The 25,401-nt window shown below is 69.3% G+C and carries 17 protein-coding genes and 1 pseudogene; 4 read left to right on the top strand and 14 right to left on the bottom strand.

All coding sequences use genetic code 11. The features are described 5' to 3' along the window. Positions 1-423 precede the first annotated feature (423 nt). From ACYVO6_RS16915 to ACYVO6_RS16850, 14 genes and pseudogenes are all read right to left on the bottom strand, one after another. Positions 424-861: pseudogene (locus ACYVO6_RS16915) on the bottom strand (ribosome small subunit-dependent GTPase A); the annotation flags it as partial. A 243-nt stretch (positions 862-1,104) separates the two neighbouring features. Further along, positions 1,105-2,577, bottom strand: coding sequence for an AAA family ATPase (locus tag ACYVO6_RS16910; protein ID WP_461062057.1), 1,473 nt, complete (start codon positions 2,575-2,577; stop codon positions 1,105-1,107). Between the two features lie 69 nt (positions 2,578-2,646). Then, positions 2,647-5,202: a polysaccharide lyase family 8 super-sandwich domain-containing protein gene (locus ACYVO6_RS16905; protein ID WP_461062325.1), complete on the bottom strand. Its 2,556-nt coding sequence runs from the start codon at positions 5,200-5,202 to the stop codon at positions 2,647-2,649. A 130-nt stretch (positions 5,203-5,332) separates the two neighbouring features. Beyond that, on the bottom strand, positions 5,333-5,899 hold the full coding sequence (locus ACYVO6_RS16900) for an anthrone oxygenase family protein (RefSeq protein ID WP_461062055.1): 567 nt from the start codon (positions 5,897-5,899) through the stop codon (positions 5,333-5,335). Positions 5,900-6,024: 125 nt separating this feature from the next. Next, positions 6,025-7,533 (bottom strand): cellulose binding domain-containing protein, encoded by a 1,509-nt coding sequence (locus ACYVO6_RS16895; protein ID WP_461062053.1) that lies wholly within the window; start codon positions 7,531-7,533, stop codon positions 6,025-6,027. A 199-nt stretch (positions 7,534-7,732) separates the two neighbouring features. Further along, a complete protein-coding gene (locus ACYVO6_RS16890) occupies positions 7,733-9,055 on the bottom strand; it encodes a radical SAM protein (protein ID WP_461062051.1) in 1,323 nt (440 codons plus the stop codon). 108 nt (positions 9,056-9,163) lie between these two features. Beyond that, positions 9,164-13,642, bottom strand: coding sequence for a Tat pathway signal protein (locus ACYVO6_RS16885; protein ID WP_461062049.1), 4,479 nt, complete (start codon positions 13,640-13,642; stop codon positions 9,164-9,166). Between the two features lie 259 nt (positions 13,643-13,901). Further along, positions 13,902-14,987, bottom strand: coding sequence for a LacI family DNA-binding transcriptional regulator (locus ACYVO6_RS16880; RefSeq protein ID WP_461062047.1), 1,086 nt, complete (start codon positions 14,985-14,987; stop codon positions 13,902-13,904). Positions 14,988-15,048: 61 nt separating this feature from the next. Next, positions 15,049-16,026 (bottom strand): hydroxyacid dehydrogenase, encoded by a 978-nt coding sequence (locus ACYVO6_RS16875; protein ID WP_461062045.1) that lies wholly within the window; start codon positions 16,024-16,026, stop codon positions 15,049-15,051. Between the two features lie 383 nt (positions 16,027-16,409). Then, a complete protein-coding gene (locus tag ACYVO6_RS16870) occupies positions 16,410-16,985 on the bottom strand; it encodes a hypothetical protein (RefSeq protein WP_461062043.1) in 576 nt (191 codons plus the stop codon). Next, on the bottom strand, positions 16,982-18,379 hold the full coding sequence (locus ACYVO6_RS16865) for a hypothetical protein (protein WP_461062041.1): 1,398 nt from the start codon (positions 18,377-18,379) through the stop codon (positions 16,982-16,984). Before ACYVO6_RS16865 ends, ACYVO6_RS16870 begins: the two co-directional genes overlap by 4 nt. Then, positions 18,376-19,209: an ABC transporter ATP-binding protein gene (locus ACYVO6_RS16860; protein ID WP_461062039.1), complete on the bottom strand. Its 834-nt coding sequence runs from the start codon at positions 19,207-19,209 to the stop codon at positions 18,376-18,378. The genes ACYVO6_RS16865 and ACYVO6_RS16860 overlap by 4 nt, the downstream gene beginning before the upstream one ends. Continuing rightward, a complete protein-coding gene (locus ACYVO6_RS16855) occupies positions 19,206-20,036 on the bottom strand; it encodes a zf-HC2 domain-containing protein (protein WP_461062037.1) in 831 nt (276 codons plus the stop codon). The genes ACYVO6_RS16860 and ACYVO6_RS16855 overlap by 4 nt, the downstream gene beginning before the upstream one ends. Next, positions 20,033-20,593, bottom strand: coding sequence for an RNA polymerase sigma factor (locus ACYVO6_RS16850; protein ID WP_461062035.1), 561 nt, complete (start codon positions 20,591-20,593; stop codon positions 20,033-20,035). The genes ACYVO6_RS16855 and ACYVO6_RS16850 overlap by 4 nt, the downstream gene beginning before the upstream one ends. Before the next feature lie 167 nt (positions 20,594-20,760). On the opposite strand from ACYVO6_RS16850, the gene ACYVO6_RS16845 reads away from it, so the two are divergent. The 4 genes from ACYVO6_RS16845 (at position 20,761) to ACYVO6_RS16830 (ending at position 25,398) form a co-directional block, all read left to right on the top strand. After that, the gene (locus tag ACYVO6_RS16845; protein WP_461062033.1) at positions 20,761-21,048 is read left to right on the top strand and encodes a hypothetical protein; all 288 of its coding nucleotides are present in this window, start codon (positions 20,761-20,763) and stop codon (positions 21,046-21,048) included. A gap of 132 nt (positions 21,049-21,180) precedes the next feature. Further along, the gene (locus ACYVO6_RS16840; RefSeq protein ID WP_461062323.1) at positions 21,181-22,425 is read left to right on the top strand and encodes an FAD-binding protein; all 1,245 of its coding nucleotides are present in this window, start codon (positions 21,181-21,183) and stop codon (positions 22,423-22,425) included. Positions 22,426-22,688: 263 nt separating this feature from the next. After that, positions 22,689-23,927, top strand: coding sequence for an ROK family transcriptional regulator (locus ACYVO6_RS16835; RefSeq protein ID WP_461062031.1), 1,239 nt, complete (start codon positions 22,689-22,691; stop codon positions 23,925-23,927). 205 nt (positions 23,928-24,132) lie between these two features. Beyond that, the gene (locus ACYVO6_RS16830) at positions 24,133-25,398 is read left to right on the top strand and encodes an ABC transporter substrate-binding protein (protein ID WP_461062029.1); all 1,266 of its coding nucleotides are present in this window, start codon (positions 24,133-24,135) and stop codon (positions 25,396-25,398) included. Positions 25,399-25,401 lie beyond the last annotated feature (3 nt).

The following is a 25,401-nucleotide window of genomic DNA, read 5'->3' as shown; positions in this document are numbered from 1 at the left end:
CAGCTCCACCGCCTGTTCGAAAGAGCTGTCCGCCATTCCAGCCACCGGCTGCTGCACGTCGTCGCCCGCTTCACCCGCGGCAGCCGCAGCCTGCACTTGCGGATATCGGCGACCTGGCCCTGGAGAGACGAACTCGCCACGGCGTTCCATGGCCTCGCCGCACTGCCCCGCCCGGTCGGCTGACCAGCAAACCCCCTGGCCACCACGACCCGAAGGACCTCGGAGAACCCGACCACCACGCCGGGACTCCGCCCTGCCCGAGCACCGAAATCCCGTCGGCCCCCCAACAGTTGTCCCTCAGCGACGCCTCATCACACCAACCGAAACGGCGAGGTTAGAGGTCGCGCAGATAGGCGGCGTTGAGGGCGCGCGCTCCAGCCAGGCTTAAGGACCCCTAAGCGTGCTCCCCCGCTGCGCAGTCCCGCCGCTCTCCCAGGCAAGCGCCAGAAACCGCTCGATCCGCCCGAGATCAAGCTCCACCGCCAGCGACACCGCGACCACCGCGAAGTCGACGTTGGCGGCCAGGATCTGCCCTTCCGACCGCTTCGAGGAGGTCGAGCGCACGAAGGCCGTACGGCGCGGCAGATACGCCTGTACGTAGCGGGGATCGCCGCCGGCGTCGACGGCGGCCCAGTCGCCGGTGCAGATGACCCGCAGCGGATCGTTCGGCGTGACGAACTCGGTGTCGACCCGCACCAGCCCGTCGGCAGTGACCACATCGCACTGCCCACGATCGACCCGGACGACCCGCCCGGGCACCAGTCCCCGCTCGAGATACGGGGCGAATTCCGCAGCCCACGCGTCGTCCCAGCCATAGGGCGCGAGCGGGTGCGGAGAAAGAGAACGAGAAGAGAAAGACAAGGGGGTGACCCTTCGAAGGGTGGCCCCGGGAGGATGTCAGCCGGTGGCCACGGAGGTGGAATTGATGAACTTCCGGATGCGGGCAGCGCCCATCACGAAGACAGCCATCGTTCACACCTCCCCAACCAAGCCAAACCAGGTCATCACCAGCGGCAACCTCCGGTCACCGCTCGTACGGCACCGACACTAGGGATCCCCAGACCACGACGCCACCGAATTACGTGCATGTCCTCGAGGCAAGGGTCATGCCATGCCGTAGAGAGCCTCCAGGTCGACCAGTTGGACACCAGGGTCAGCATGTGCGGCCGCGTATGCCTTGTCGTTGAAGCCTGCTCCGCTGAGACACATGAGTCGGGTGCTGGTGGTGTCGTAGCGTCCGGCCTGGGCGATGAGGTCGCGGATGTGTTGGAGTCGCTCGATGTGGGCGATGCCCATGGTGTCGTTCCACTTGGCCTCGCCGATGGCCAGCAGCGGTGGCCTGGAGCCGTCGGCGATGCCGATGACCGCGACATCCACTTCGTGTCCGACACGGGCCTTGGGGTCGTGCACCACGCCGTGTCCGACCCGCGCGGGCAGACCGCCGAACAGCTCTGGGTCGGCGTGGTGCAGTGCCCAGTCGCGGCAGACCTGTTCGAAATGAGGACCGAGGACGTTGCTGGTGAAGCGGCGACGGCTGGCCTGCCAGACCCGGGCCGCGCTGCCGGGACGTTCCAGTTGATCCCAGACCGGCCGCATGATGGCGTGATAGAAGCCGATCAGCGGTTCAGCGATGCGGTAGGTAGGGCGGTTTGCGCGGAAGGCGTCGGCATCCCGGTGCAGCAGGCCGGCGTCTTCGAGGACGTTGATGGGGTGCGCGATGTCGGTGGCCTTGCGCTCCAGGTAACCGGCCATACCCCCGCGGGTGGCGTTGCCGTCGGCGACCGCGGCCAGCACGGACAGGTACAGGGCGGTGTCCCGCAGGTCGGGCTCTTCCGCGAGCAGATAGCGGGCCTCGCGGAACAGCGGGGTCTCTGGGTTGAGGACGGTGCGGACGACCCAGTCGTCGAAGTCGTCGGCTCCCTTCGGGGTGTCGCCGCGGGCGAATTCGCGTCGATACGCGGGTGTACCGCCCACGATGGCGTTGACCTGCAGGGCCAGGCGCGGGTCAGTGATGTTCCAGAACTCGGCGGCCAGGCGGTGGTCAAGAGGGCGGACGACCAACTCCAGCCCTGCCCGGCCTCGTAGGGGGGCATTGCCGGACAGCAGCCTGCCCATGAACGACAGCGCCGAGCCACACAGCAGCAGCCGGGTACGGGATCCGCTGCGCTGATCGCGCAGGGTCCGCAGCGCCTCCTGGATGATCGAGGGGAGCTCCGGATTCGCCTTGGCGAGGTACGGGAACTCGTCGATCACGACAGGCACGGGCCGCTCCGTGCCCAGCGCGAGGAGCGCGTCGACGGCCTCGGCCCAGTCAGAGAAGTGGTACGGACTGGCAGGGCGCACATGCGCGGTCAGCGCGGCGCTGATCCGCCGCAGGGACTCGGCATCGGTGGCCTCGGTCGCCCCGAAGTAGAACCCGCCTGCGGCACGGCAGGCCGCGTCGAGCAGAAAGGTCTTGCCCTGTCGGCGCCGTCCGGAGACCACCCCGAGCGTCGCGCCAGGCTGTTCATCTTCGATGAACCGCGTCAGCGCCGACCATTCGTAGTCACGGTCGAACATCTCGACGGGCTTGTCCATGCCTCTCCGACCCACACCTCTCCGACGTGCAGAACATAGAACTACACCTCTATAAACTGTACCCCTATATCAGGCCCAGCCGCGCAGCGTGACCGTGAAGCTCCGTCCGTACGCGTGGTGGGTGTCGAAGTCCAGCCGGGTTCCGCCGTGGGTCGCGCGCACGCGTACCTCGTCGTCCGATGTGACCTCTCGCAGCGGCCGGCCGAGGAGCAGGACACTGACCGTGTCCCGGTGCATGGTCGGGTCGGACACGGCGACGGTGGTCAGGCCGCGGCGTTCGCGCCGCACGATCACCGAGGCGGGCCCGTCGATGCGGATGCCCATCCCGACGGCCTCGTGGCGGCCGGGCGTGAAGCTGTTGGCGGCCGTCAGGCCGAGACCGGTGTGGGTGACGGCCTGCAGGCGCGGGCTGTTCGCCAGGACTTTCAGCGGCCCGTCCCGGTACGACCTCAGCCGCGCCTCGCTCGCGTTCGGCACCAACACGTAGGCCAGGCGGGCCAGTTCGGCACCGGGAGCCTGGTCGACCGTCACGCCGAGGACAGTGCGAGTCACGGCGATGTCCGGGTTCGCGGTACGGACCACCCGGCGGCTGCGAGTGACCCTGTCCAGGGCCACCCTCACCGGCGGGGTCTCGAGGAAGACATAGCCGATGGCGGTCCGCTGCGTGGCATTGGCGTAGCGCAGCCAGTGCAGGTCACCGATGCCCGGGCCGGGCCAGGGACGGCCGTCGCGAAGCATCCCGGTGGCGGAGACCTGATCGTCCAGTGCGGCGATACGGGCGTCGACCGTCGTGGTCACGGCCCGTCCGGCGCTGTCGCCGACCCCGGCCGCGAGCACCACGATCTCCTCGTCGAGGAGGAACCACGACTTGGTCGCCCTCGCATTGCGGTAGACGACGAAGTCGTCCGGCAGCAGGCCCGCGCCCTTGTCGCGGAAGGCGACGTCGTCGGACTGCACCATCCCGGCCGCGCCGTACGCCCCGAGGACGGCGCCGCCGGAGTGCCGGTTGATGGAGCGCGGGAAGTAGACGTACGTGTTCTGCGATTCGGACGACGAGGTGAAGTTGAGCGGGTGGCCGGGGTTGTCGTAGTACGGCTTTCCGTACAGCTCGGGGATCGTGTGCCGCCGCTCGACCGGCGCGGTGACACCGGCGAGGCCGTACGGCGAGACCGTGGTGAAGTAGTCGACGCCGTACGCCTGGGTCTGGTCCTGTCCGGAGAGGTAGAGGTAGTACGCGCCGTCGCCCTGGAACCAGGGCATGAGGTTCTCGCCGTTCATGTACTCGTACCTGCTGATCCGGTCGGAGCTGCGGGCGAGCGCGAAGGCGTACTCCGGTCTGCGGTGCACGGTCCTGTCCATGGCGTTGAAGGCGACGCTGCGGGAGGCGGGGTTGAGGTCCGCGGGCGGGACGGTGGTGTCGCCGATGATGTCGGCGTAGCGCACGATGCTGACCGGGGAGACGAAGCCGGCCGGATCGAGGGCGGTGCGCGAGGTCGACCGGATGTGCTTGACGTAGCTCTTCAGGGCGGTGGCATCGGCGCCGGTCGCGAGCGAGGAGAGGTCGACGACGGCCTCGACGACCACCGCGACATCGGTGTAGCCGGTGTCCGTCCGCGAAACCGCCCGCCCCTTGACGATCTCCATCATCCAGCCCTCGAAGATCAGCGGCGCGAAGCCGTTCTTCACCCAGCCCCGCACGGTCGGCACCAGTTCCTCGCCGTGCGCGAAGCCCGTACCGTCGAGGATCTTGAGGGTCTGGACGACACGGGTCAGCAGGGCTTTGCCGTAAGAGCCGGTGTAGGCGACGGAGGCGTGCTGGATGAAGGATCCGTCGGCGTAATGGCCGTCCGTGACACCGTGGTTGAGGTGGTACGGATCGATGGTGACGAAGACCGTCAGCTGGTCGGTGAGGGCCTTGCGGATGCGCATGTCGTCGCCGAGGAGAGCGCCCTGCAGGATCCGGTTGGTCGTGATGTCGGCGAGATTGGCGCCGGTGTGGAAGCGCGAGTCGAGGTTCACGTCCCCGTCGGTGCCGTTGCGGAGGTAGGCGTCCATCGAGGTGACGTAGGTGCGCACGAGGTCCGGGCGGTACGCCTCCACCTCGTCGGAGAGTAACGCCAGGGTCTTGCTGATGTGCTGGGAGAAACCGATCTCCCAGTGGAACCAGTTGCCGTAGTAGCCCTTGGACTGGTCACCGTAATAGCGCTCGTGCAGCCGGCCGAGGCCGTCGATCACCCGGCGCTGCACGGCGGTGTTCCCGTACAGGTCGGAGGCTGGGCCGCCCGGTGTACGGGTGGCGAGGGCGATCTCGTACAGCCGCCGGAAGGCGATGTTGAGGTTGGCCTCGTCGGTGCCGAGCACCAGACCGGCGAACAGCTCGCCCGCACCCGCGGCGTCCATCAACGTCAGATTCGTCCGCGCGACCTGGTCGATGGCGGCGAGCTTGGCGGCCGTCTCCGGCCGGGCGTTGGACTCGGCGGTCCCGGCGAACACCGCCACGGTGTTGGCCAGGAGACGCGCGCTGCCCGCAGCGATCTCGGCGGCGCTCGCCGGCCGCGAGGGGATCACGGTCAGCAGACCGGCGGCCGACAGGGCGGACAACAGGCGTCTGCGGGTGATCTCCATGGTCTCCTCCGCCGCTGGATTGGCGTCCTGGCGGGCCGGAGTCAAGCAGACGCCCTGCTCAGCGACAAGGGCGCTCGGCCGCCAGCCGTGGGGAGCAGGGGCGGACACCGGCTCTGAGCTGCGAGCGCGGCTACCGGCCGACGCCGGCCCCGGTGGCCGAGGGCAAGTGGGCCGGCGTCCGGCGGGCGGCCCGTCCGTACAGCACGAGAGCCCGGGCAAGGCAACCCAGCGCGATCGTCGACAGCACCGCTCGTACGATGTTCCAGGCCACCCACGGGTCCTCGAACTCCTCGCGCACGGCAGCCGGATCGGCGATCCTGGCCGGAGCGCCGGCGTCGACGAGGTCGGTGTTGAGCGGGATGTTCACCATGACGGTGAACAGGAACGCGAGAGCGTACGCGACGAGGGCGGCCCACACCCACCAGCGCAGCCTCTCGGAAGAGCGCAGCTGCCAGGCGGAGATTCCCGCGAGGATCAGCGCGCCGATGAAGCTCAGGAAGAACACCGGGTTCTGGATGACCTCGTCGATGTTCTGCATGACCTCGACATAGACGCGGTCGTCGCTGCGGGCCAGCGCCGGCATCACGGCGCAGGCGAAAATGTAGAACGTCCCGGCGATCAGACCCATGGCGACCGTGGCCGCGACCAGCACACCTCCGGCGGTCGTACGCCGCCCGTCGTTGTTGTTCTGTGTCATGGCTTCGAGTCAACCGGCGGCCCGTCGCGGACGACATGGCCAGGACGCGCAGCCGCATAAGCGGCCGTCCATGGCGGCGGCTGCGCGCGGCACAGCGGGCCCGGGGTCGGTCCGGAGCGAGCCCTTCAGCTCGCAGCCGTACAGCTGTGCCCGTTCAACGTGTAGTCGTACGGCGCCGAGTTTTCGCCCTGCCACGAGGCGAGGAAGCCGACCGCGAGCCTGCCGCCGGCGGGTACGGACTTGTTGTAGTCGGCGGCGGTGGCGGTCACCCGGGAGCCGTCCTGGTCGACGCTGCCGTCCCACATCTGGGTGACCCGCTGGCCGTCGCGGAACTTCCAGCCGACGCGCCAGCCGTCGAGGGCCTTGGTGGAGGTGACGGTGACGGTGGCCTGGAAGCCGTCCGGCCACTGGTTGACCAGGTCGTAACTGGCCTTGCAGTAGGCGGACTTCGTGGGCTCGGGGTCGGGTTCGTCGGAGGCCGTCGCCTCGCCCTGGGGCTTCTTGCCCGGCTGCTTGTCCCCATCCTCGTCGCCGTCCGAGCCCGGCCCCGACCCGGGGCCGGAGGGGTCGGATTCCGAGGGCTCCGGAGCGGGAGACATCGTGGCGGACGGCAGGACGTCCGCCGGGGGCACCTGGTCCCCCACCGGCTCCCGGCCCGACGCCGACTCGTCCCGTGCGACGGAGGCGCTGTCGGAGTCGAAGGCACCCAGCGAGACCACGAGCGCGAGCAGGGACACGATGACGGCGGCGACCAGCAGCCCGGCGCGGCCGATCCGGGCCCTGTTCTCCTCGGGTTCCGGCGCCGGCACCTCGTCCAGGTCCGTGCTCGAGCGGCTGAGCCCCGACTCCACGGTCCTGCGCCGCCGTTCCAGATACGCGCGTCCGCCCCAGCCGAGCACGCCGGCCGCGAGGGCCGCGGGCAGCCCGGCGCCGCCGCCGAGCCGCAGACAGGCGGCGGCCTCCGCGCACTGGACGCAGCGTGCGAGGTGGCGGGAGAGGTCGGCGGGGGCGTCGGCGGCGGGCGAGCGGGTGACCGCGTCGAGGAGCCGGGCATAGCTGCGGCACTCCGCGTCGAGCGGGGTGTCGAGGTGGTTGCGATGGCAGCGGTCGCGGAACACGCCACGCACCTGGGCGAGTTCCTCGGCGGCGCCCTCCGGATCGAGGCCGAGTTTTCTGGCCACGGCGGGCAGCGGTATCGCCTCGACCTCGGCCAGCCAGAGCAGCGCCGCGTCCGGCTCCTGCATGTCCCTGAGCGCGCGCAGCGCGAGCGGCCGTTGCAGTGGCGGTCCCGAATAGCGCTCCGCCTTCTCGGAGTTGAGCCACAGCCGCAGATCAGGGTCGAGACGGTCTCCCTGGCCCTTCGATTCCCAGCCGGCGGCGGTCTGGCGTACGGCGGTCAGTAACAGCGGTATTCGGGGCAGCCGGGGCGTCCGTAACCGGCGCCCGAAGCTCTTGCCGCCACTGTCCTCGGTGGCGCGCACCTCACGTATCCCATGGGAGAACGCCTCGGAGGCCAACTGTCGGGCACCGGCGGAACCGGCGGTGCACAGATCGGCGTACGACAGCACCGCGTCCCAGCACTCCGAGAACAGCGTGGCCTCGGCGGCGTCTTGAGGGGTCGGCAGGTCAGGCATGAGCGGGACTTCACCTGCATCCGAAAAAGGGGAGTCAACTCACCAGGGCAATACGTCAGTTGAGCGGGGACAACTCAACGGGGACCAGAGTTTTCCACGCTTCCCGCACAACTGACAAGCGTCACATGCATATGCGCTTACCTCTGGTACCCCAGAAACCCCGTCCCCACCAGCCCGAACCCGCCTCTCAGAGCGTTCCTCAGACCGCGTGCGCCTCCTCGTTCGCCGGCAGGCTGTCCATGAACGAGCTCACCGAGAAGACCGCGTTCCCCGGTCCGGGCGGGCCGTATCCGGGCGGCGAGGACAGCCCGAAGTCCTCCATGGTCGAGCGATACGCCTCCAGGAGCCGGATGTGGTACTCCAGCGGAGCGCCCTGCGGATTGGCCTTGCCCAGCGGTGTCGTCGGCTCCGGGCACCACGTGGTGAACCGGGGTGTGATGCCGTGCGACATGAAGAAGCGCAGCCCCTCCGTGGTCGAGGCGATGGCCTCGTCGACCGTCGTGAAGCCGAAGGGCTCCGCCATCTCCACGCCGGCGACGAAGTTGGGGATGACGTTGCGCGCGCCGAAGATCTCCGCGGAGTCGAGGATGCGCTTGTGCCACTCGTCGCGGCCGACGTAACGCTCCTTGCCGGGGCAGTACAGCTCGAAGAGACGGCGGTCCCACACCTCGTAGTTGGGGTGGTAGATCTGCACGCCGTAGTCCTTGAAGCGCTGTACGTCGTCACGCGGCAGCGCCTGCGCGACGACCTTGCCGATCCACCGCCCCGGGAAGCGCTCCTCGATGGCCTTGGCGTAGTGCCCGTAGAAGTCGGCCTCGTCGCGCCCGGCGACCTTCGAGGTGATGGCGCCGCCGGTGAGGGTGTACGCGGTGGACACCTTCGCCGTGTCGTACCGGTCGATGATCTCCAGCGCTTCGAGGACCTCCTCGACGTCCTTCACACCGGTGTACGGGCGGCCCGCCGCCTTGTGCTGGCGCCAGTTGTGGTTGATGTCGCAGTACTGGCACTCCTCCTTGGCACCGAAGTACTGGCAGACCCGGAAGACCGTGAGGTAGATCAGGTAGCCCCACTGGATCGTCGGGGCCACCTCCATCACGGACTTCCCGCTGGCAAGCGTGTGCCGGTAGTACTCCGGCATCGGCGGCACCCCGACGTCCGAGATTCGCTTCCCGTCGAGATAGAGCCCGAGCATGCCGTGCTCGTCGGAGGCCACCCGGTAGGGCGAGGACGGATTGACGCGTACGGAGACGACGGTCCGCCGCAGGTCGTAGGGGCCCCCGGTGAGGATGATCTCCTCGGGCGGGCGCCGGAGAGCCGCCTCTCCAAGCTCGGGCAGCGTCCCGTGGTCGAAGGAGAAGATGAAGTACGACTTCGGCTTGACGTCGCCGTCCTCGTTGTCCGAGAGCGCCGAGTCGTCGAAGGCCACTCCCCCACGCAGCAGGTCCTCCTTGAAGACGGCCTCCCGCGGCACATGCGGGAACCGCTCCATCAGATCCTCGACCAGTCCGGTACGGCTGCCCATCCCGACCTCCTCGCTCCCGTGCACTTCTGGCTCCCGTGCTCGCCCCCTCACGGTATGCCTCTGCCTGCGGAGCTGCGGTGCCGGGGCCCCTCGCGGGGCCCGCGGCTCTCACTCCTCATCCGGCAGCTGGTACCAGAACTCCACCTCCGCCAGGTTGCAGCGGCCATTGTGACCGTCGTACACGCGAATCCGCTGGTACGAGGCACGCTCAGGCAGCTTGAACTCGTACCACTGGGCAGCGTTGACCCCGCTGACCGTGTGGAAGTCCGTCCAGGTGACCCCGCCATCATCCGAGCCCCGGAAAACCGTCCCATTGGCGCGGCTCAGCTGCCCGACACGGGGATACAGCCGGACCCGGTCCACAGTGATCGGCCCGGAGGCCCCCGCGTCGACGTCGATCCAGCTCTCCGCGGCCAACGTGTCGGTATACGTAGCCGTGTCACCGTCGAAGGCCCGCCACCCGTTCGACGCCGTCGTCCCCCTGCCCGGCCACTCAACGGTCGACGCCGCCACCATCGACGGCGTGACCTCGAACTTCCGCAGCAACGTCTCGACGGACACGAGGAGTTCATAGGCCGCGTACACCAGGTCGATCCGGGTGTCCTCGTCCTCCCCCGTCGCCTTCTCGATGCGGTCGAGTTCGGCGACAAAGGCCGCGTACGACTTCTTCGTCCACTCGGAGGCGTCCACCTTCCGTGCGCGGGCGAGGACTTGGGCGAAGGTCTCGGCGGAGACGACCACGGGGTCGGTCGTCTCACGCGTACCACCGCCGACGAGCTGGGCAGCCACCTTGTAGTAGCGCCTGCCATGACGCAGTCCCTCGTCCTTGTACGTGTACGAACGGGTGCCCCTCTCCAGCACCTCCCACTCCGTACCGTCCGCCGAGCGCGACAACGTGAACGCCACCGCATCCTCAGGCTTGTTCCACCGCACGGTGACCGTGTCGGCGTCCCGCTCCACCGAGACAACCACCGCACCGGACGCAAGCGCATCGACCGCGACCTTCGAGAACGTGGCGTCCCCGGTGGCAGCCACGCCCGCATGGACGGCGTACGGGAACGGCGTGAACAGCGAGCCGACGGTCAGCCACACCGAACCATCGGCCGAAACCTGCGCGAGCACGCGATGGGTGGCGAAGTCCCGGACCAGCCGGAGCCAGGGGATGGCGGCGAGGCTCTGGCCCTCGGGCTTCCGGGTGATGGGCGAGCGCACGTCGTCCTGCCAGTCGTGGCGGCTGTCGCGCGTGCGGTTGTGGAATACGAGATTGCCGTCGGCGTCGGCGCCGAAGTAGACGTGGCGGGTGTCGGGGTCGAGCTTGTCGCGGAGCATCAGCCCGGTCAGCGGACCGCGGGCGGCGTCGAGGCGAGCGGTCAGCGTGAAGCTGCCGGGCAACGGGCGGCTGACGAAGTGGAGTTCGTCCTCGATGGTGCGCTTCAGGAGCTGGTAGTCGTCGCCCTCGCCGAGCCCGTCGCCCTTGGCGCCCAGCACGCGCACGGTCGATCCGCGTACGGCCGCGCTGCCCGAGCGGGCGGTGCCCAGGGCGTCGTCGCGCCAGCCGGACCTGGCGAGACCCTGCGAGACGGAGGCGGGGAGCTTGGTGCGGATCGTGTGCGAAGTCGCCCCGGAACCAAGCCCGTTGACCGCCGTGACCGTGTAGTAGTACGTCTCACCGCTGCGTGCCGTCGTGTCCGTGAAGTGCCGTCCCGTCGCCTTCGGGGCGATCAGGGCGTACGGTCCGGGCCGGCGTGTGGCACGCCTGACCTCGTAATGAGTAGCACCGGCCGTGGTCTGCCAGGTGACGGTGACCGCACCGTCGCCGGGCAGCGTGTGCACGAAGTCGACGTGGGCAGGCGGCAGTTGAGGAATGTCGGCCGACGACAGCTTCAGCACCACACCACTCTTCGCCGGTACGGTCACCCTGCCACCCCGTATCGCCAGCTCCTTGCCGCTGACCAGGTCGAGGACCGTGGACCCCGAGTGGCCCGCCGGGATCTGCACGTCGTACGCGCGCTCGTTGCCGTACACCTTCCGCGTCGTGTTGAAGACGAAGAAGTAGCGGCCGTAACGGGCGGTCAGCAGGTCCGGGTAGCCCGAATAGGCGTGGTCGGCCTCGAAGTTCTCGCGACGGACCGTGCCGACGCCGGGCTGGTAGGTGATGGGGGCGATCTCGCCGGCCAGCGCCTGCGGCGCCCCGCCGTCCCCCGTCTGCTGGTCCTCCATGAAGTCGACGTCGATGTTGTCCATACGGGCCCAGTAGTCCTCGTACTGGAAGAGCCCGTCGGAGTTGAGCTGCACGAGGTGGTCGCGGTTGGCGTACCGGGCGTGCAGTCGGCCGTTGCGGGCGAACCCCCGCTGCCGCTCGTTGAGTTGGCCCCACAGGTGCAGATCGCCGTCGCGCAGCGACACGAACATGCAGTCCACGTCGACCCAGGCGAAGCGCTCGTACTCGCTCTTCTTGACGGCGAGCGCGTCGAGTTCGGCGGCGGTGTAGCAGTCGAAGTCGGTGTGGGGGTGGACGATGCCGGTCGGCTCGTGGGCCTTGAGGTAGGCGTAGGTCTCGCCGAGTTTCAGGTCGTACTTGCTCTTGGCCTTCACCGAGGCGAAGGTGTTGAAGTACTGGTGGTCGGCGAGCTGTTGCTGGGCGAAGCCGACGGTCTCGCGGGCGTGGGCGCGGACCTGCTTCCACTCTTCGCCGGCGTAGCGGTCGGGGTGCTGGGCGATGTGGTGGGCCAGGGAGACGTAGTTGAGGATCTTGCCCTCGGAGATACGGAGCACATAGCCGGGAAATCCCGGGTAGTTGGTGTTGCGCTCGTCGATCACCATCTCCATACGCATGGAACGCTTCAGGTTGTCGTCGAGGTCCGTCATCCGGGCCTGGGAACGGGCGTGCAGATTGCGCAGCGCGATCTCCAGGATGCGATCGTTCAGCTCCTCATCGTCCTTGTGGCCCCAGGTCCGGTGGAACCACTCGGGGAGGTAGTTGGTGGACTCCCCGTAGTTTGCGACGTAGCCGTTCTCGCGGGTATGGCCGGCCTCGGTGATACCGGTGAAATGCCTGCCGAGCGGAAGCCGGCGCACCACGTTTCCGTCCTTGTCGAGCTTCGACTTTGCGAGGCCCTTGATGACGTACTTGATGTAGTCGTCGGTCCAGCGGGCCGTGGTGTCGTGGTAGAAGAGCGAATGGAAGAGGTCCAGCTCCTGGCCGTCCGGACCGACGAGCACCTCTTCACCGAGAAAGGGCAGCCAGCCGAGCGCCTCGCCCGCGATGCGATGGCTGCGCTCCTTGCCCTCGTAGAACTTGGAGCCGATGACGCGCAGCCCTTCGTGGGCTTCCCAGGCGCCCTCGTACGTGTACATCACCTGGTTGTAGATGTACGAGAGCCGGGAGCGCGCGTAGTCGAAGTTGGCTTTCAACACCCGGCCCCAGGCGGCGCGGCGGGTCAACGGTGAGCCGTCGAAGTCGACGTCCTTGAGGGAGGCCTCGCCCTCGCTCGTGCCGGTGGCGAAGGGCTCGTCAAGGAAGGCCTCGAAGGCCTCACGTCCATAGACATCGTTGTCGGCAATCAGATTCTCCACGACGTACAGGGCCTCGCCGAGCGCCCCGTAGTAGCCGCCCCAGTCGCCCTGGTGGCCGCCACGGGCGAGCAGCCTGGTGTTGCCGTAGTAGTCCTTGGTGTGGTTGTCGACGCACTTGAAGACGCGCAGCAGGGCAGCCTTCTTGCCGGCGGCGGACTGGGCCGGGCACCAGGCGGCCTGGGTCAACGCGGTGGCGTAGAAGCGGAGTTCGTCCTGGTAGCGGACGATGGAGAGGCGGCCCGTGGCCGAGGCGTCGATCCTCGCCGAGTAGTCGGTGAAGAGCTTCACCTGGCTCGCCACATAGTCGTCGACCAGGGCCTGCTTCTGCTCCTCCGAGAGGTCCGTGACGGTGTCCGTGGGCGGGGTGTAGTCGGCCTGCGGTTCGTCGCTCACGTCGAGGTACGCGCCGGTGTGGGTGTAAGCCCGGTAGTAGCCGCGGGAATTGGCGGTGACCTTGGCGTTGAAGGCGTTGTCATACGTCCGCAGAGTGATCTCGACTGCCTCCTGCCCCCGTGTGTGCTCCAGGGGCAGCATCGTCGTGGCGTAGAAGAAGCGGCCGGGCAGGGGGCGGTTGGTGCCGGTGTTCAGGGCCTCGTAGTCGCCGGAGCGGCGATAGCCGATCTGCTCGCCGTTGATGTACGCGATCGTCTTGTACGTCGAGGGGTCGCCGCCCCAGAACTTGACGGTGAGGTAGTTCTGGTGGACCGGGTCGACCTTCATGGTGAAGCGGAGGTCGCCGCCCTTGATGTCGACGGGATCAAGAGGCTTGGCAACGCGGGCCTTGTCACCCGCGTTGCCGTCGACGACCGCGGTGTTGTCGGTGGTGAGGTCGTGGACGGACTCGGAGTCCGGGTCGCCGAAGTCGAGAAGGTCGAGGCGGCGGGCGCCCTCGGCTGCCGCCGCCTCGACGGCTGGGGCCTGACCGACGGCCGCCGTGGACCAGCCGCTCAGGGCAAGCACACTGGTCCCGGCGGCGGCACCGGCCAGGACGGATCTTCTGGTGACGGGCATGCGGGTTCCTTACGGGTGCGGTGGGCAGGGCAGAGCCACCGCTCGGGGCGCATCCGAGGGCCGCTATAGAAATCGGTCTCTATGGAAGCTAAGAGGCTCCACAGCAAGTGGCAAGGCGTAGTGCACGGAAAAGTGCCTCACGGCTCAACTTTGGGAGCTGAGCACGGGATTACGAACCAGTAGCGGCCGGAACGGCAACCGTGATCTTAGAGACCGGTTGCCCTGGAGAGCCGAAGCCGGGGGCTTGGCCGAGCCGAACTCAACGGCCGGGCCGACGGGTCGAGTCCCGCAGCACCACATGCGTGCCGAGCACCAGGTGCTGGCTGTCGGGGAGTTCGTCGCGGTGCAGGGCCAGCCGAACGGCGGCGCGGCCCAGCTCCTCCTGCGGAACGTTGACGGTAGTGAGCGCGGGATAGACGTCCCTGGCCACAGGAATGTCGTCGTATCCCGCGACGGCGACGTCGTCCGGGATACGCCGCCCGCCCTCGCGCAGGGCCTGGATCACGCCGGCCGCGACCATGTCCGTAGCCGCGAACACCGCCGTGAACTCCCGCCCAGCCGCGAGGAGTTGCCGCGTCAGCTGATACCCGACCGACCGCGAGAAGGCCCCGTCCAGAATCAGCTCGGGCTCCGGGGCGAGACCGAGCAGTTCATGGGCCCGGGTGAAGCCGCTGATCCGCTGGCCACTGGTGGACAGGCCGGGCATACGGCCCACGTACGCGATGCGCCGGTGCCCCGACGACAGCAGGTGGGTGGTCATGGCGAAGGCGCCGCCCTCGTTGTCGTACTCGACGACCGTGGCCGGTGTGCCCGGCCCGAGCGGCGGCCTGCCGACCAGCACAAGCCGCGAACCCACCCGGTCCAGGGCGTGCGCGAAGTGCGTCATCCGGTCCTGGTACGCCTTGTCCTGCCAGGCTCCGCCGACCACGATCACGGCGTCGGCCCGCTGCTCACGCATGGTCTCGACAACGGCGAGCACTCGCTTCGGGTCGCCGTGCGTGGTGCACAGCATGCACAGCCGGCCCTCCTCGGAGGCCTGTTCCTCCACGCCGCGTGCGATATGGGCGTAGAAGGGCCCGGTCACATCGTCGACCACGAACGCGACGGTCTTGTTCGTCGAACCGCCGAGCGCCCGGGCGTGCGCGTTGACCACGTAGTCCAGCTCGCGTATGGCCTTGAGCACCCGCGCGCGCGTGCTCGCGGCGACCGGGTAGGTGCCGCCGAGGACACGGGAGACCGTCGAGGCGGAGACCCCCGCCCGCGCGGCGACGTCCCGGACCGTGGACGCGTCCCTGCTTGCCTCGGGCTCCGTCTTCTTGGCCACCGCTCGGCCCCCTCCCCGCATTGGTGCACGTCACCCTACGAGACGCGGCGCGGACGTCGACCACCACTCCTTGCGCCGATGGTCATGCGGCGCGTCCCAGCTCCGTATGGTCGATGCGGTGGGCGAGTTCGCGACCGGAGAGCAGCCGCTCCACCTCCTCGACGACGGTGAGACCAAGGCGCGCCACCTCGTTGCCCTGCGAGCCGGCGAGATGCGGGGTGATGAACGCGTTCGGCAGGTCGAAGAGCGGCGAGTCGACGGGCAGCGGCTCCGGGTCCGTGACGTCGAGGATCGCGCTGATCCGCTCGGCGCGCAGCTCGTCGACCAGCGCGTCGTGGTCGAGGAGCGCGCCGCGCGCGGTGTTGATGAGGACCGATCCGGCGGGCATCAGGGCGAGTTCGCGACGGCTGATCAGATGCCGGGTCTCGGGGGTCTCCGGGGCGTGGATGCTCACGATGTCGCTGGTGCGCATCAGCTCGTCGAGCGGCAGCAGGGGTACGCCGAGCTGGGCGGCCCCGGCCTCGTCGACGTACGGGTCGGCCAGGCTCACCAACAGGTCGAAGGGGCGCAGCAGTTCGATGAGGCGGCGGCCGATGCGGGAGGCGCCGACGATGCCGATCCGGCGGCCGAAGTTGCCGATGCCCGGCACGATGTCCCCGTAGGGGAAGGCGCGTTCGGTGCGGAGGCGGTCCCGTTGGGCGAAGAGGTCCTTGCCCGCGAGCAGGATCATGGCGAGCGTGTACTCGGCCACGGGCAGCGCGTTGGCACCGGCCGCCGAGGAGACGACGAGACCGCGCTCCCAGACCGCCGGTGTGGTGAAGCTCTTGACCGAGCCCGCCGCGTGCAGCACGGCCCGCAGCTTCGGTGCCGCGTCCAGCACGCTCACGTCGAGAGGGGGACAGCCCCAGCCGGTGATCAGGATCTCGGCCCGGGAGAGGGTCTCGCGTACGCCGGGGTCGGTGAAGTCCTCGACCACCAGAGTGGGATCGATTTCTACAGCCTCACGCAGACGGGCCAGCACTTCCGCCGGGAAGACCTGCGACACGTTCTCGGCGCTCATGGCGAACAGCGCGACGGGGCGCTCACGTTGGGGTGAGGAGCTCCCCGGGGAGTGGTCGGGCAACGAACTGGCCTCCGGCTCGGTGAGGTGGGTATAGCGACCGGTCTATGACAACCGGTCTCTACGGTATGGGTCGTTGAGCGAGAGGGTCAATGGATATGAAAGCGCTTTCTGCTGCCCCGGGTACGGCTTCTCAAGTGCCGCGCCGGAAGCCAGACCTGTCGGCTGATCACCCGTTCGACTTCGTATGAGTCGCGCAGACGCTTCTGGACGGCCCCTTCCCTGATCACGGGTCCGGCGCTCACCGGCTGGTGGCCGGCCGCGAATTGCCGCCGCCCTCGTGAGGGCGGGCCGCGCACGATCACGGCCGTGGCTCGGTCCGGTTACCGTCTCGGGCCCGCGACGGCGTAGGCCGCGGTGCCGGCGACCGCGAGGACCAGGGCCGTCCAGGTGCCCGCTGCCGTGCCGGGTGGCAGCAGCATCCAGGTCGTCACCTGCATCGGCGCACTCGTCGGGGGCGGGGCGAAGAACGTGAACGAGAGCCAGGCGAACGGCAGCGTCCATGCGTACTGGCCGCCCGAGAGCGCCGCGCCCAGGGCGACCAGTCCCATCAGGCCCGCGCTGTTGCGGACGACGAACGCGGTGGTGGCGATGTCCTCACCCGTTGTCTGCACTGTCAGCAGCACGGCAGCGACGACCGCGCCGGCGAGCAGCACGTGTGCCACTCTGCGAGGCACCCAGCGGATCGCGGCCGTCCGGTCCAGCGCGAGGTCCTGCCCGCTGAGCCCGATCGAGGCTGCCATCGCCCCCGTAGCGAGGACGAGCGCGGCCGGCCGCGGATCACCGGGCCCTGCGCTGCCGTCCCGGGCAAGTGCCCACACCGCCACCCCGCTGATCACCACCACGGCGAGTGACGCGGGCACCTGCCGCGAGCGCGCATACAGCGTCAGCCATCTCACCGGGACGCACCGCCCTTCAGCGCGTCGAACGCGTCGCCCTTGCAGGAGAGCGCGGCGGCGCGCATCGCGTTGATCCGCGAGAGCTGCTCGGCCCGCGGCAGCGCCTTGAGTTCCGTCCACACCGGGCGGGCCTCGGCGTCGACCTCGCGGCGCAAACTCGCTGACGCTGTGCCGGGCAGCGACCTGAAGTCCCCGAGGACCCAGCCCACCGCGACGGTCTGCGCGAAGTCATCATTCCCGAAGCCGCTCCAGCCCACGGGGGTGCACCCTGGCACCATGCCTTTGGCGATCAGGGCCCAGGTCAGCTCCTCGCCCTTCGCGGCGGCGATGATGTCGTCGTCGAAGTCGAAGAGCACGGTCTCGCGGGACCACTGCGGCGTGGATCCTTCCGGCAGTATGGCGGTGTTCTCCCGGACCGAGACCGGCGCCTGACCGCCCAGGGCGCCGTGCAGCAGGCGCAGCGCCTTTTTGCCGGGACCCGCGAGGTCGGCGAGTCGTGCCTGGTGCGTCTTCGTCACGCACACCGGGCCGTCGCACACCAACTCCGCGGCGGCCTCGTCGACGACGTACATCCGGCGCGGGTCGGAGGGGAGGACGAGCAGGGCGATCACCGCGCCCGCCAGGACGGGCGTCAGGGCGATCAGCCGGGCGCGCCGGGTCACGGCGGCCAGCAGCGCGAAGCCGGTCGCGGTCATGCCGAGCAGCCAGATCGTCTGCCCGGCGTGCACGGAGGCGGAGAGCGTGACGAACGCCTCGCGCACCTCTTCCGCCGTCGGTGACAGCAGCGAGATGCGGTTCGGCTCCGTGCTCGGAAGCCCCGCCGCGGTGACCGTCTCCGTCCGGCCCAGCGACATGTGCATGAGGGCCGTGAACACGAAGGCGGCCATGGCCAGCGCGGGCGGGGTGAGCACGGACGGCAGGGCCCGCCCGGCCCCCATGCCCAGCACGGCGCCCGCGACGAGAGAGAGTGCCCCCACCAGCGAGATCGGCAGCCACCCGAGGTGCGTGTACTCGGTGTTGGCGAGCACCTGGACCACGCCCACGAGGACGAGGAGCGTAAAGGCCGAGGCCAGCGTGATCGCCGTCGTACCCGCCAGCGTGGCCGCGCGGTGCCAGGCGGGCCGCGGCGTGCTCGTCAGCAGCTCGGACATCTTCGAGCGGTGGTCGCGCAGGCCCTGTAGTGCCCCGAGCCCCACGGCGAGCGGCCACAGGTAGAACAGCAGGGAGCGGGTCCACAGGGCCATGGACGTCCACTGGGCCGTCCACGCCGTGGTGCCCTTCCACCATCCAGCGTTGATCAGGTACAGGAACGCCAGCGCGGTCGTCAGGACCACGGCGCCGGCCCACGGGGCGACGGAGCGCTTCAGCTCGATGCGCAGGACACTCGTGTTCACCAGGCGCCCCGTCCCTGGCCGGGGCCCTGCAGCAGCGCCGAGTAGCCGCGCTCCAGCGGGCTGTCCCCCACGTGCTCCGGGCCGCCCACCGAGGCCAGCTCGTCCGGAGGGCCCTGGAAGACCAGTCGGCCCTCGGCGAAGAGCACCACGTCGGTACAGGCGGCGGCCACGTCCTCCACCAGATGGGTCGAGACGACCACGCAGGTGTCCGTACCCAACTCCTGCAGCAGCTCGCGGAAGCGCAGCCGCTGCGCCGGGTCCAGGCCGACCGTCGGTTCGTCCAGCAGGAGGATCGTCGGGTCGTTGACGATGGCCTGGGCGATGCCGGCCCTGCGCACCATGCCGCCCGACAGTGCCTTCATCTTGTCGTCGGCGCGATCCGCCAGACCCACTCGCTCCACGGCGCGCTGCACCGCCGCGGGGATCTCCGCCTTCGGCACCTCCTTCAGCCACGCCATGTACTCGACGAACTCGCGCACCGTGAAGCGCTTGTAGTAGCCGAACTCCTGCGGCAGGTAACCGATCCGGCGGCGCAGCGCGCGGAGCCCGCCCATGCCGCCCGCGGACTCGCCGAGTATCTCCAGGGTGCCCTCGGCGGGGCGCAGCACGGTGGCCAGCGCCCGGATGAGGGTGGTCTTGCCCGCCCCGTTGGGGCCGAGCAGGCCGTGTACGCCGGTGCCCAGTGACAGGTCGAGGCCGTCGACGGCCATCCGTTTCCTGCCGACCCTGACCTTCAGCCCGGTGGCCTGGATCTCCCAGGCGTAGGCCGTCGGTGCGATGTCGGCCGCGCTCACCGCGGACCTCATGTGGTGTTCCTTTCCAATGGTCATCGATGGGTTCCCAGCACGGAGTACGCGCCCCTGCGAGCAATCACGACACCGATGCCGAGCGCGAGGATCAGCCCCCACACGGGCAGACCGCCCGTCTGCAGGGCGAAGGTCGTACGGCTGGTGGCCAGGGTCGGCGCCACGACCACGGCGGCCCACACGGCCGCCAGCACGACGGCGGCGCGGGTCACACCGACGACACCGCCGAGCGCCAGCGTCGTCGCCGTGAAGGCCAGACAGGGCAGCAGCCACTGAGCCACCATCACCCCCGTCACCCATCCCCCCACCAGCAGCGCGGGGACGACCACGCCGAGCACGGACGCGGTGCGCCGCAGCACCAGATAGAGCCCGGCCCTGGGCACCGAGGCCGTCAGTTCGTACGCCGGGTCCAGACCACGCGACCACGATGCCGCGACGCCGAGTACGGGCAGGACCGGCGCGAACAGCAGCACCAACGACACCTCGCCGGAACCGGAGCCGGTGCCGGTGCCGACCAGGTCGAGCAGCAGGGCCAGCAGCGTCAGGCCCACGACCATGGCCAGCCACGGCACCATCGTGGGCGTCAGCCACCTCGACAGCCGGGCCGACCAGCGCCGTACGCGCGGCATCGTGGCGGTGACCGCCAGCTGGGGTTCGAGGCCGGACCACACGGTGTCGACGAGCGACGCCACGGCGGGCACCTCGGCACCGACGGCGGCGGAGAGCCGGTCACGGCACACCCGGCACGCCTCCAGATGGGCCTCCACGGCCCACACCTCGTCGGCGGAGAGTTCCGTACCGCCACGCGCGTATCCCTCGATGATCCGCGTCGACGCGTGTTCCACACTCATGTCAGCGCCCTCCGCATCGCGATCCGGGCCCGGCGGGCACGGGTCTTGACCGTGCCCTCGGGCAGCCCGAGCAGGACCGCGGTCTCCCGGACGGACAGCCCGTCGAGCACCATGGCCTGCAGTACCTGTCTCAGCTCCGGCGCGAGGCACCGCAGCGCGTCCCCGACATCACCGCCGACGGTCGCCGCGAGCGCCTCCTCCTCGGCGGCGGGCGCCGCGTCCGGCACGGCGGCGGCCGGCGGCGGCTCCGCGTGGTGAGCCCTGCGCCGGAACGCGTCGACCAGGCGGCGCGCCGCAATCGTCCACAGCCAACCAGTGGCCGTCCCTCCGGCCGCGGCCCCGGCGAACGCACCCGCCGCGCGCCACACCGCCAAGTAGGTCTCCTGCATGACCTCCGCGACGATCTGCTCGTCCACACACCGGCGGCGCAGCCGCACCGCCATCCACGGCGACGTACGCCGGTACAACTCCTCGAACGCGGCACGGTCGCCTTTTGCCACCAGCCGGACGAGACGCTCCTCGTCCAACTCGTGCAGCGCTGCCCTGGTTGATCTCACACCCGCTAGACGTCCGAGCCGCGCCGCGGGTTTTCTCCCCAACGTGATCCCCGCCACATGTGCGAGCGCGGAAGGGAGGCATCGAGGTCTGGCCCGCCCCGATCGCGCACTGGCACTCACAGAGCGGCGGACGGCATGATGTCCACCCAGAACCCGAGGGGGTAGTCATGAGATCGCGCATGCAGTGGATCCACGGCCGCGGGGAGCATGTCGTCGTCGAACGCAAACAGACGTCCATGGCCGAGATCTTCGTCAAGTTCTTTGTCCTGGCCGGCCTGCTGTATATGCCGGTTCTCATCTTCGACTGGCGTGAGTGGATCCCGTTCGCCGGGGCCAGCGTCTACCTGCTGTGGGAACTCGGCCGCCTCAACAGCGCACTCGGCGAGCTCGCCGACCTCTGGAACGAGCAGCACCAGCAGCGGCAGGAGCCGGCTCGAAGCGACTCCCTCAAGTGACACAGCCGGCCGGCGACCGGATGACGATTCCGCCGTCGCCCCGGGCACTCGCCTCCCAGGAAGCCCATCCGCCCGTCAAGGTAGCTTCCACCTACAGCAGAGGGCTTCCTGGGGAGGGACCACATGGCAGGGATGACAGAGCCCGTGACCAACTGGGCGGGCAACATCACCTACTCCGCCAAGGAGTTGCACCGCCCGCACTCGCTCGACGCGCTGCGCACGCTCATCGCGCAGAGTGCCCGGGTGCGGGTGCTGGGCAGCGGGCACTCGTTCAACGAGGTCGCCGACCCGGGCAGCGAGGGCGCGCTGGTCTCGCTGACCGCGCTGCCGCCGTCGGTGGAGGTGGACACGGCGGCTCGTACGGTGCGGGTGGCCGGCGGGGTGCGGTACGCGGAGCTGGCGCGGCGCGTCCATGAGTACGGGCTCGCGTTGCCCAACATGGCCTCGCTGCCACACATTTCGGTCGCGGGCTCGGTGGCGACCGGCACGCACGGCTCGGGGAACACCAACGGTTCGCTGGCCGCGCCCGTACGCGAGGTCGAACTGGTCACCGCTGACGGCTCGTTGCTGACGATCGGCCGCGGCGACGCCCGCTTCGACAGTGCCGTGACCTCCCTGGGCGCGCTCGGCGTGGTCACCGCGCTCACCCTCGACCTGGAGCCGGACTTCGAGGTCGCCCAGCAGGTGTACGGCCAATTCCCCCTCTCCGGCCTGGACTTCGAGACGGTGTCGGCGACGGCGTACAGCGTGAGCCTGTTCACCGACTGGCGGCAGTCGGGCTTCGTGCAGGCGTGGGTGAAGCGCCGCACCGACCAGCCGCTGCACGACTTCCCGTGGGCCGAGCCCGCCACCGAGGCCATGCACCCCGTGCCGGGCATGCCCGCCGGGAACTGCACGCAGCAGTTCGGCGTGCCGGGCCCCTGGCATGAGCGACTTCCGCATTTCCGCGCCGAGTTCACCCCGAGCAGCGGCGCCGAGCTCCAGTCGGAGTACCTGCTCCCACGCCCGTACGCGCTCGACGCCCTGCACGCTCTCGACGCGATCCGCGCGACGATCGCCCCGGTCCTGCAGATCTGCGAGGTCCGCACGGTCGCCGCCGACAGCCAGTGGCTGAGCCCCGCGTACGGGCGGGACACCGTGGCGTTCCATTTCACCTGGGTCCCGGACACGGCAGCCGTGCTGCCCGTGGTGCGGCGCATCGAGGAGGCACTCGCGCCTTTCGATCCGCGCCCGCACTGGGGCAAGGTGTTCACCACGCCACCGGCCGCGCTGCGCGAAAGCTATCCGCGGATCGACGCGTTCACGGCGCTGGCCGAGGAGCTGGACCCGGCGGGCACGTTCCGGAACACCTTCGTCCGCGAGGTGCTCGGCGCCTAAGCGCTCCGCTGGAAGGACGGTGATGAACCTGCGGGCCGGTGGGGGCTGGTCGCGCAGTTCCCCGCGCCCCTATCGGGGCCTGCGGCCCCTCAAGCGGGCGCGGTACCGCACCGGACTTCACCAAGGCCGCCAAGTCGACCCCATAGACTTTCTACAGCCCCTTTCCTAACCCCTTGTCGAAAGTCCGGTGCAGGCCATAGCCTTGCGCCGCGCCGGGGCCGACGTGGCTCGGCTTGGGTCTGAAAGGATCGAGGGGGCCGCCGGTGAAGCGCACATCACGCGACATACGCACCGCGAACCGCTATGAGGTGCTGCGCCAGATCATCGCCGAGTCGCCCACGTCCCGGCAGGAGTTGGCGGCCGCCACCGGGCTGAGTCTGGCCACGGTGGCCACGCTGGTCGGTGAGTTGCTGGACCTCAAGATGCTCACGGAGGTCGGGTTCGAGGACTCGGCGGGTGGCCGCCCGAGGGGCCTCGTGGCCGTCAACGCGTCGGGGGGCGCGTTGATCGGTGTGGACATCGCGGAGACGTACATACGTGTCGAGCTGTTCGACCTCGCGCTGAACGTGCTGGCCCGCGCGGACGAGGACATGCGCCCAGGTGAGAGCCGTCCGGCGCAGGTCGTCGGGCATGTCGCCACGGCCGTCGGCTCGGTGGTCGCGCAGGCCGGGGTCGAGGGCGCGCGTGTTCTCGGGGTCGGTGTCAGCGTGCCGGGGCAGGTGGACCGCGCCACCGGCATCGCGGAGTACGCGCCGAACTGGGACTGGCACGACGTGCCCCTGCTCGATCTGCTCTCCGAGCACATCTCGTATCCCCTGTACCTCGACAATCCGCTGCGCGCCTGTGCGGTCGCCGAGCTGTGGTTCGGCGCGGCCCGCGGCCGGGGCAACGCCGTGGTGGTGAACCTCGGCACCGGGGTGGGCGCCGGACTCGCCTTCGGCGGCGGGCTCCATCGCGGGGTCAGCAACAGCGCGGGCGAATGGGGCCACACCACGCTCGTACTGGACGGGCGGCTCTGCCACTGCGGCAACCACGGATGCGTGGAAACGTATGTGGGAGCGCCCGGAATCATGCAGAACCTGCGGGAGTTGAGCCCCCGCAGTCCGCTGCACCACCCCGAGGACCAGACGGCGACCATCGACGCCCTGGCCCGTGGAGTCGCCGCCCAGGATCCGGTGGCGGTCAAGGTGGTCCGGGACACGGCCCGTTACCTCGGGGCCGGCATCGCGGACCTGGTGAACCTGCTCAACCCCGAGGTGGTCGTGCTCAGCAGCTGGGTCGCGGCCGCCCTCGGCGAACCCCTGCTCGACGAGGTCCGCGAGGCGGTGGCCCGGCACGCACTGAAGCGGCCACTGGCCGCCACCGAGATCGTCCTGTCCCCCATTCCCACCGATCCGGTGTGCCTCGGCGCGGCGACGTTCGCGCTCGAGGGCGCCCTGTCCTCGGTCACCCAGAAGGCCAACCAGAGAACGACCCACCGACGCACCTGGTCCAAGCAGTAACCAGCCCCAGTAACCAGCCGACCCGAGGTCCCCGGGGCCCCCACGTTCGGAATTCCGAACCGGACACAACGCTTCGAACAGGCTTCGTCCAACCCCTTGCCGAAGCCTTAGCCGAAGGTTAACGTCCCGCACCGCACCTGGATTTGAGCCACTGGCTCATCGAGCGCTCGAGCCGTAGCCGCACTTAGAAGACAAGGACGTCAGCATGTCGGCACTGAACAGCAACAACTGGGACCGTCGATCCGTACTGCGGGCCGCCGCAGGCCTCGCCGCCCTCGGCCCGCTGGCCGCGTGCGGCGGCAACACCGGCCGTTCCGAGGGAGGCGCCTCGGGCAAGGCCCTGACGCAGTACTTCCACGCTTACGGTGAGGCCGGCACGCAGGAGGCCATCAAGCGTTACGCGAAGGACTTCGACGGGGCCAACGTGGCCACGCAGTGGATCACCGGCTCCAACTTCGAGAGCAAGCTGTTCTCGGCCCTGCTCACCGAGAACGCGCCCGACGTCTTCGAGTTCCACCCGCAGCTCCAGCTCATCGAGAGCGGCCAGGTCGCGGACCTGAGCGACCTCGTCAACCCGGTCAAGGACGACTTCAACCCCGCCGACATCAAGTCGCACACCATCGACGGGAAGATATGGGGCGTCCGCATGATCGACGACCCGCAGTTCTTCTACTACCGCAAGTCGATGCTGGAAAAGGCGGGCGTCGATGTGCCGCAGACGCTCGACGAGCTCGTCGAGGCCGCCGCCAAGCTCACCACCGACAAGGTCAAGGGCCTGTTCATCGGCAACGACATGGTCCAGACAAACTACTGCCTGATGTGGTCCTCGGGCGCGGACCAGCTCACCGCCGACAACCAGATCGCGTACCACACGGACGCGGTGGCCGAGAACCTGGCGAAGTACCGCACGATGTTCAAGGCCGGCCATCTGCTGACCGGAGCGCCCGCCGACTCCTGGGACCCCTCCGCTCTGATCCAGGGCCTGTGTGCGATCCAGTGGAGCGGCATGTGGGCCATGCCCGCGCTGCAGAAGGCGCTCGGCGACGACCTCGGCATCTTCCCCTACCCCGTCGCCGCGGACGGGGCCAAGCCGTCCGTCTTCAACGGCGGTTGGTCGATGTTCGTGAACGCCAAGGGCAAGAACGTCGACCTGGCCAAGGAATACGTGAAGTGGCTCTGGATCGACCAGAAGGAGCACCAGGAGGACTGGGCGCTCAGCTACGGTTTCCACGTCCCTCCGCGCAAGTCGATCGCCGAGTCCGCCGAAAAGCTCAAGTCGGGTCTGCCGGCTGAGGGTGTCAAGTTCTTCAACGAGTACGGACGGTTCGAGAACCCGCACTGGACGCAGGCGATGATCACCTCGTTCGAAGAGGTGATCGCCGACGTCGTACGCAAGGGCGTGGAGCCGGAGAAGGCCCTCGACACCGCGGATGCGAAGGTCAACCGCGAACTCAAGAAGCTCTTCGGATAGGCC

The organism is Streptomyces pseudoechinosporeus, assembly GCF_054783935.1.
Note: the sequence above shows the minus strand (reverse complement) of the source record. Positions and strands in the feature narration are given on the sequence as shown.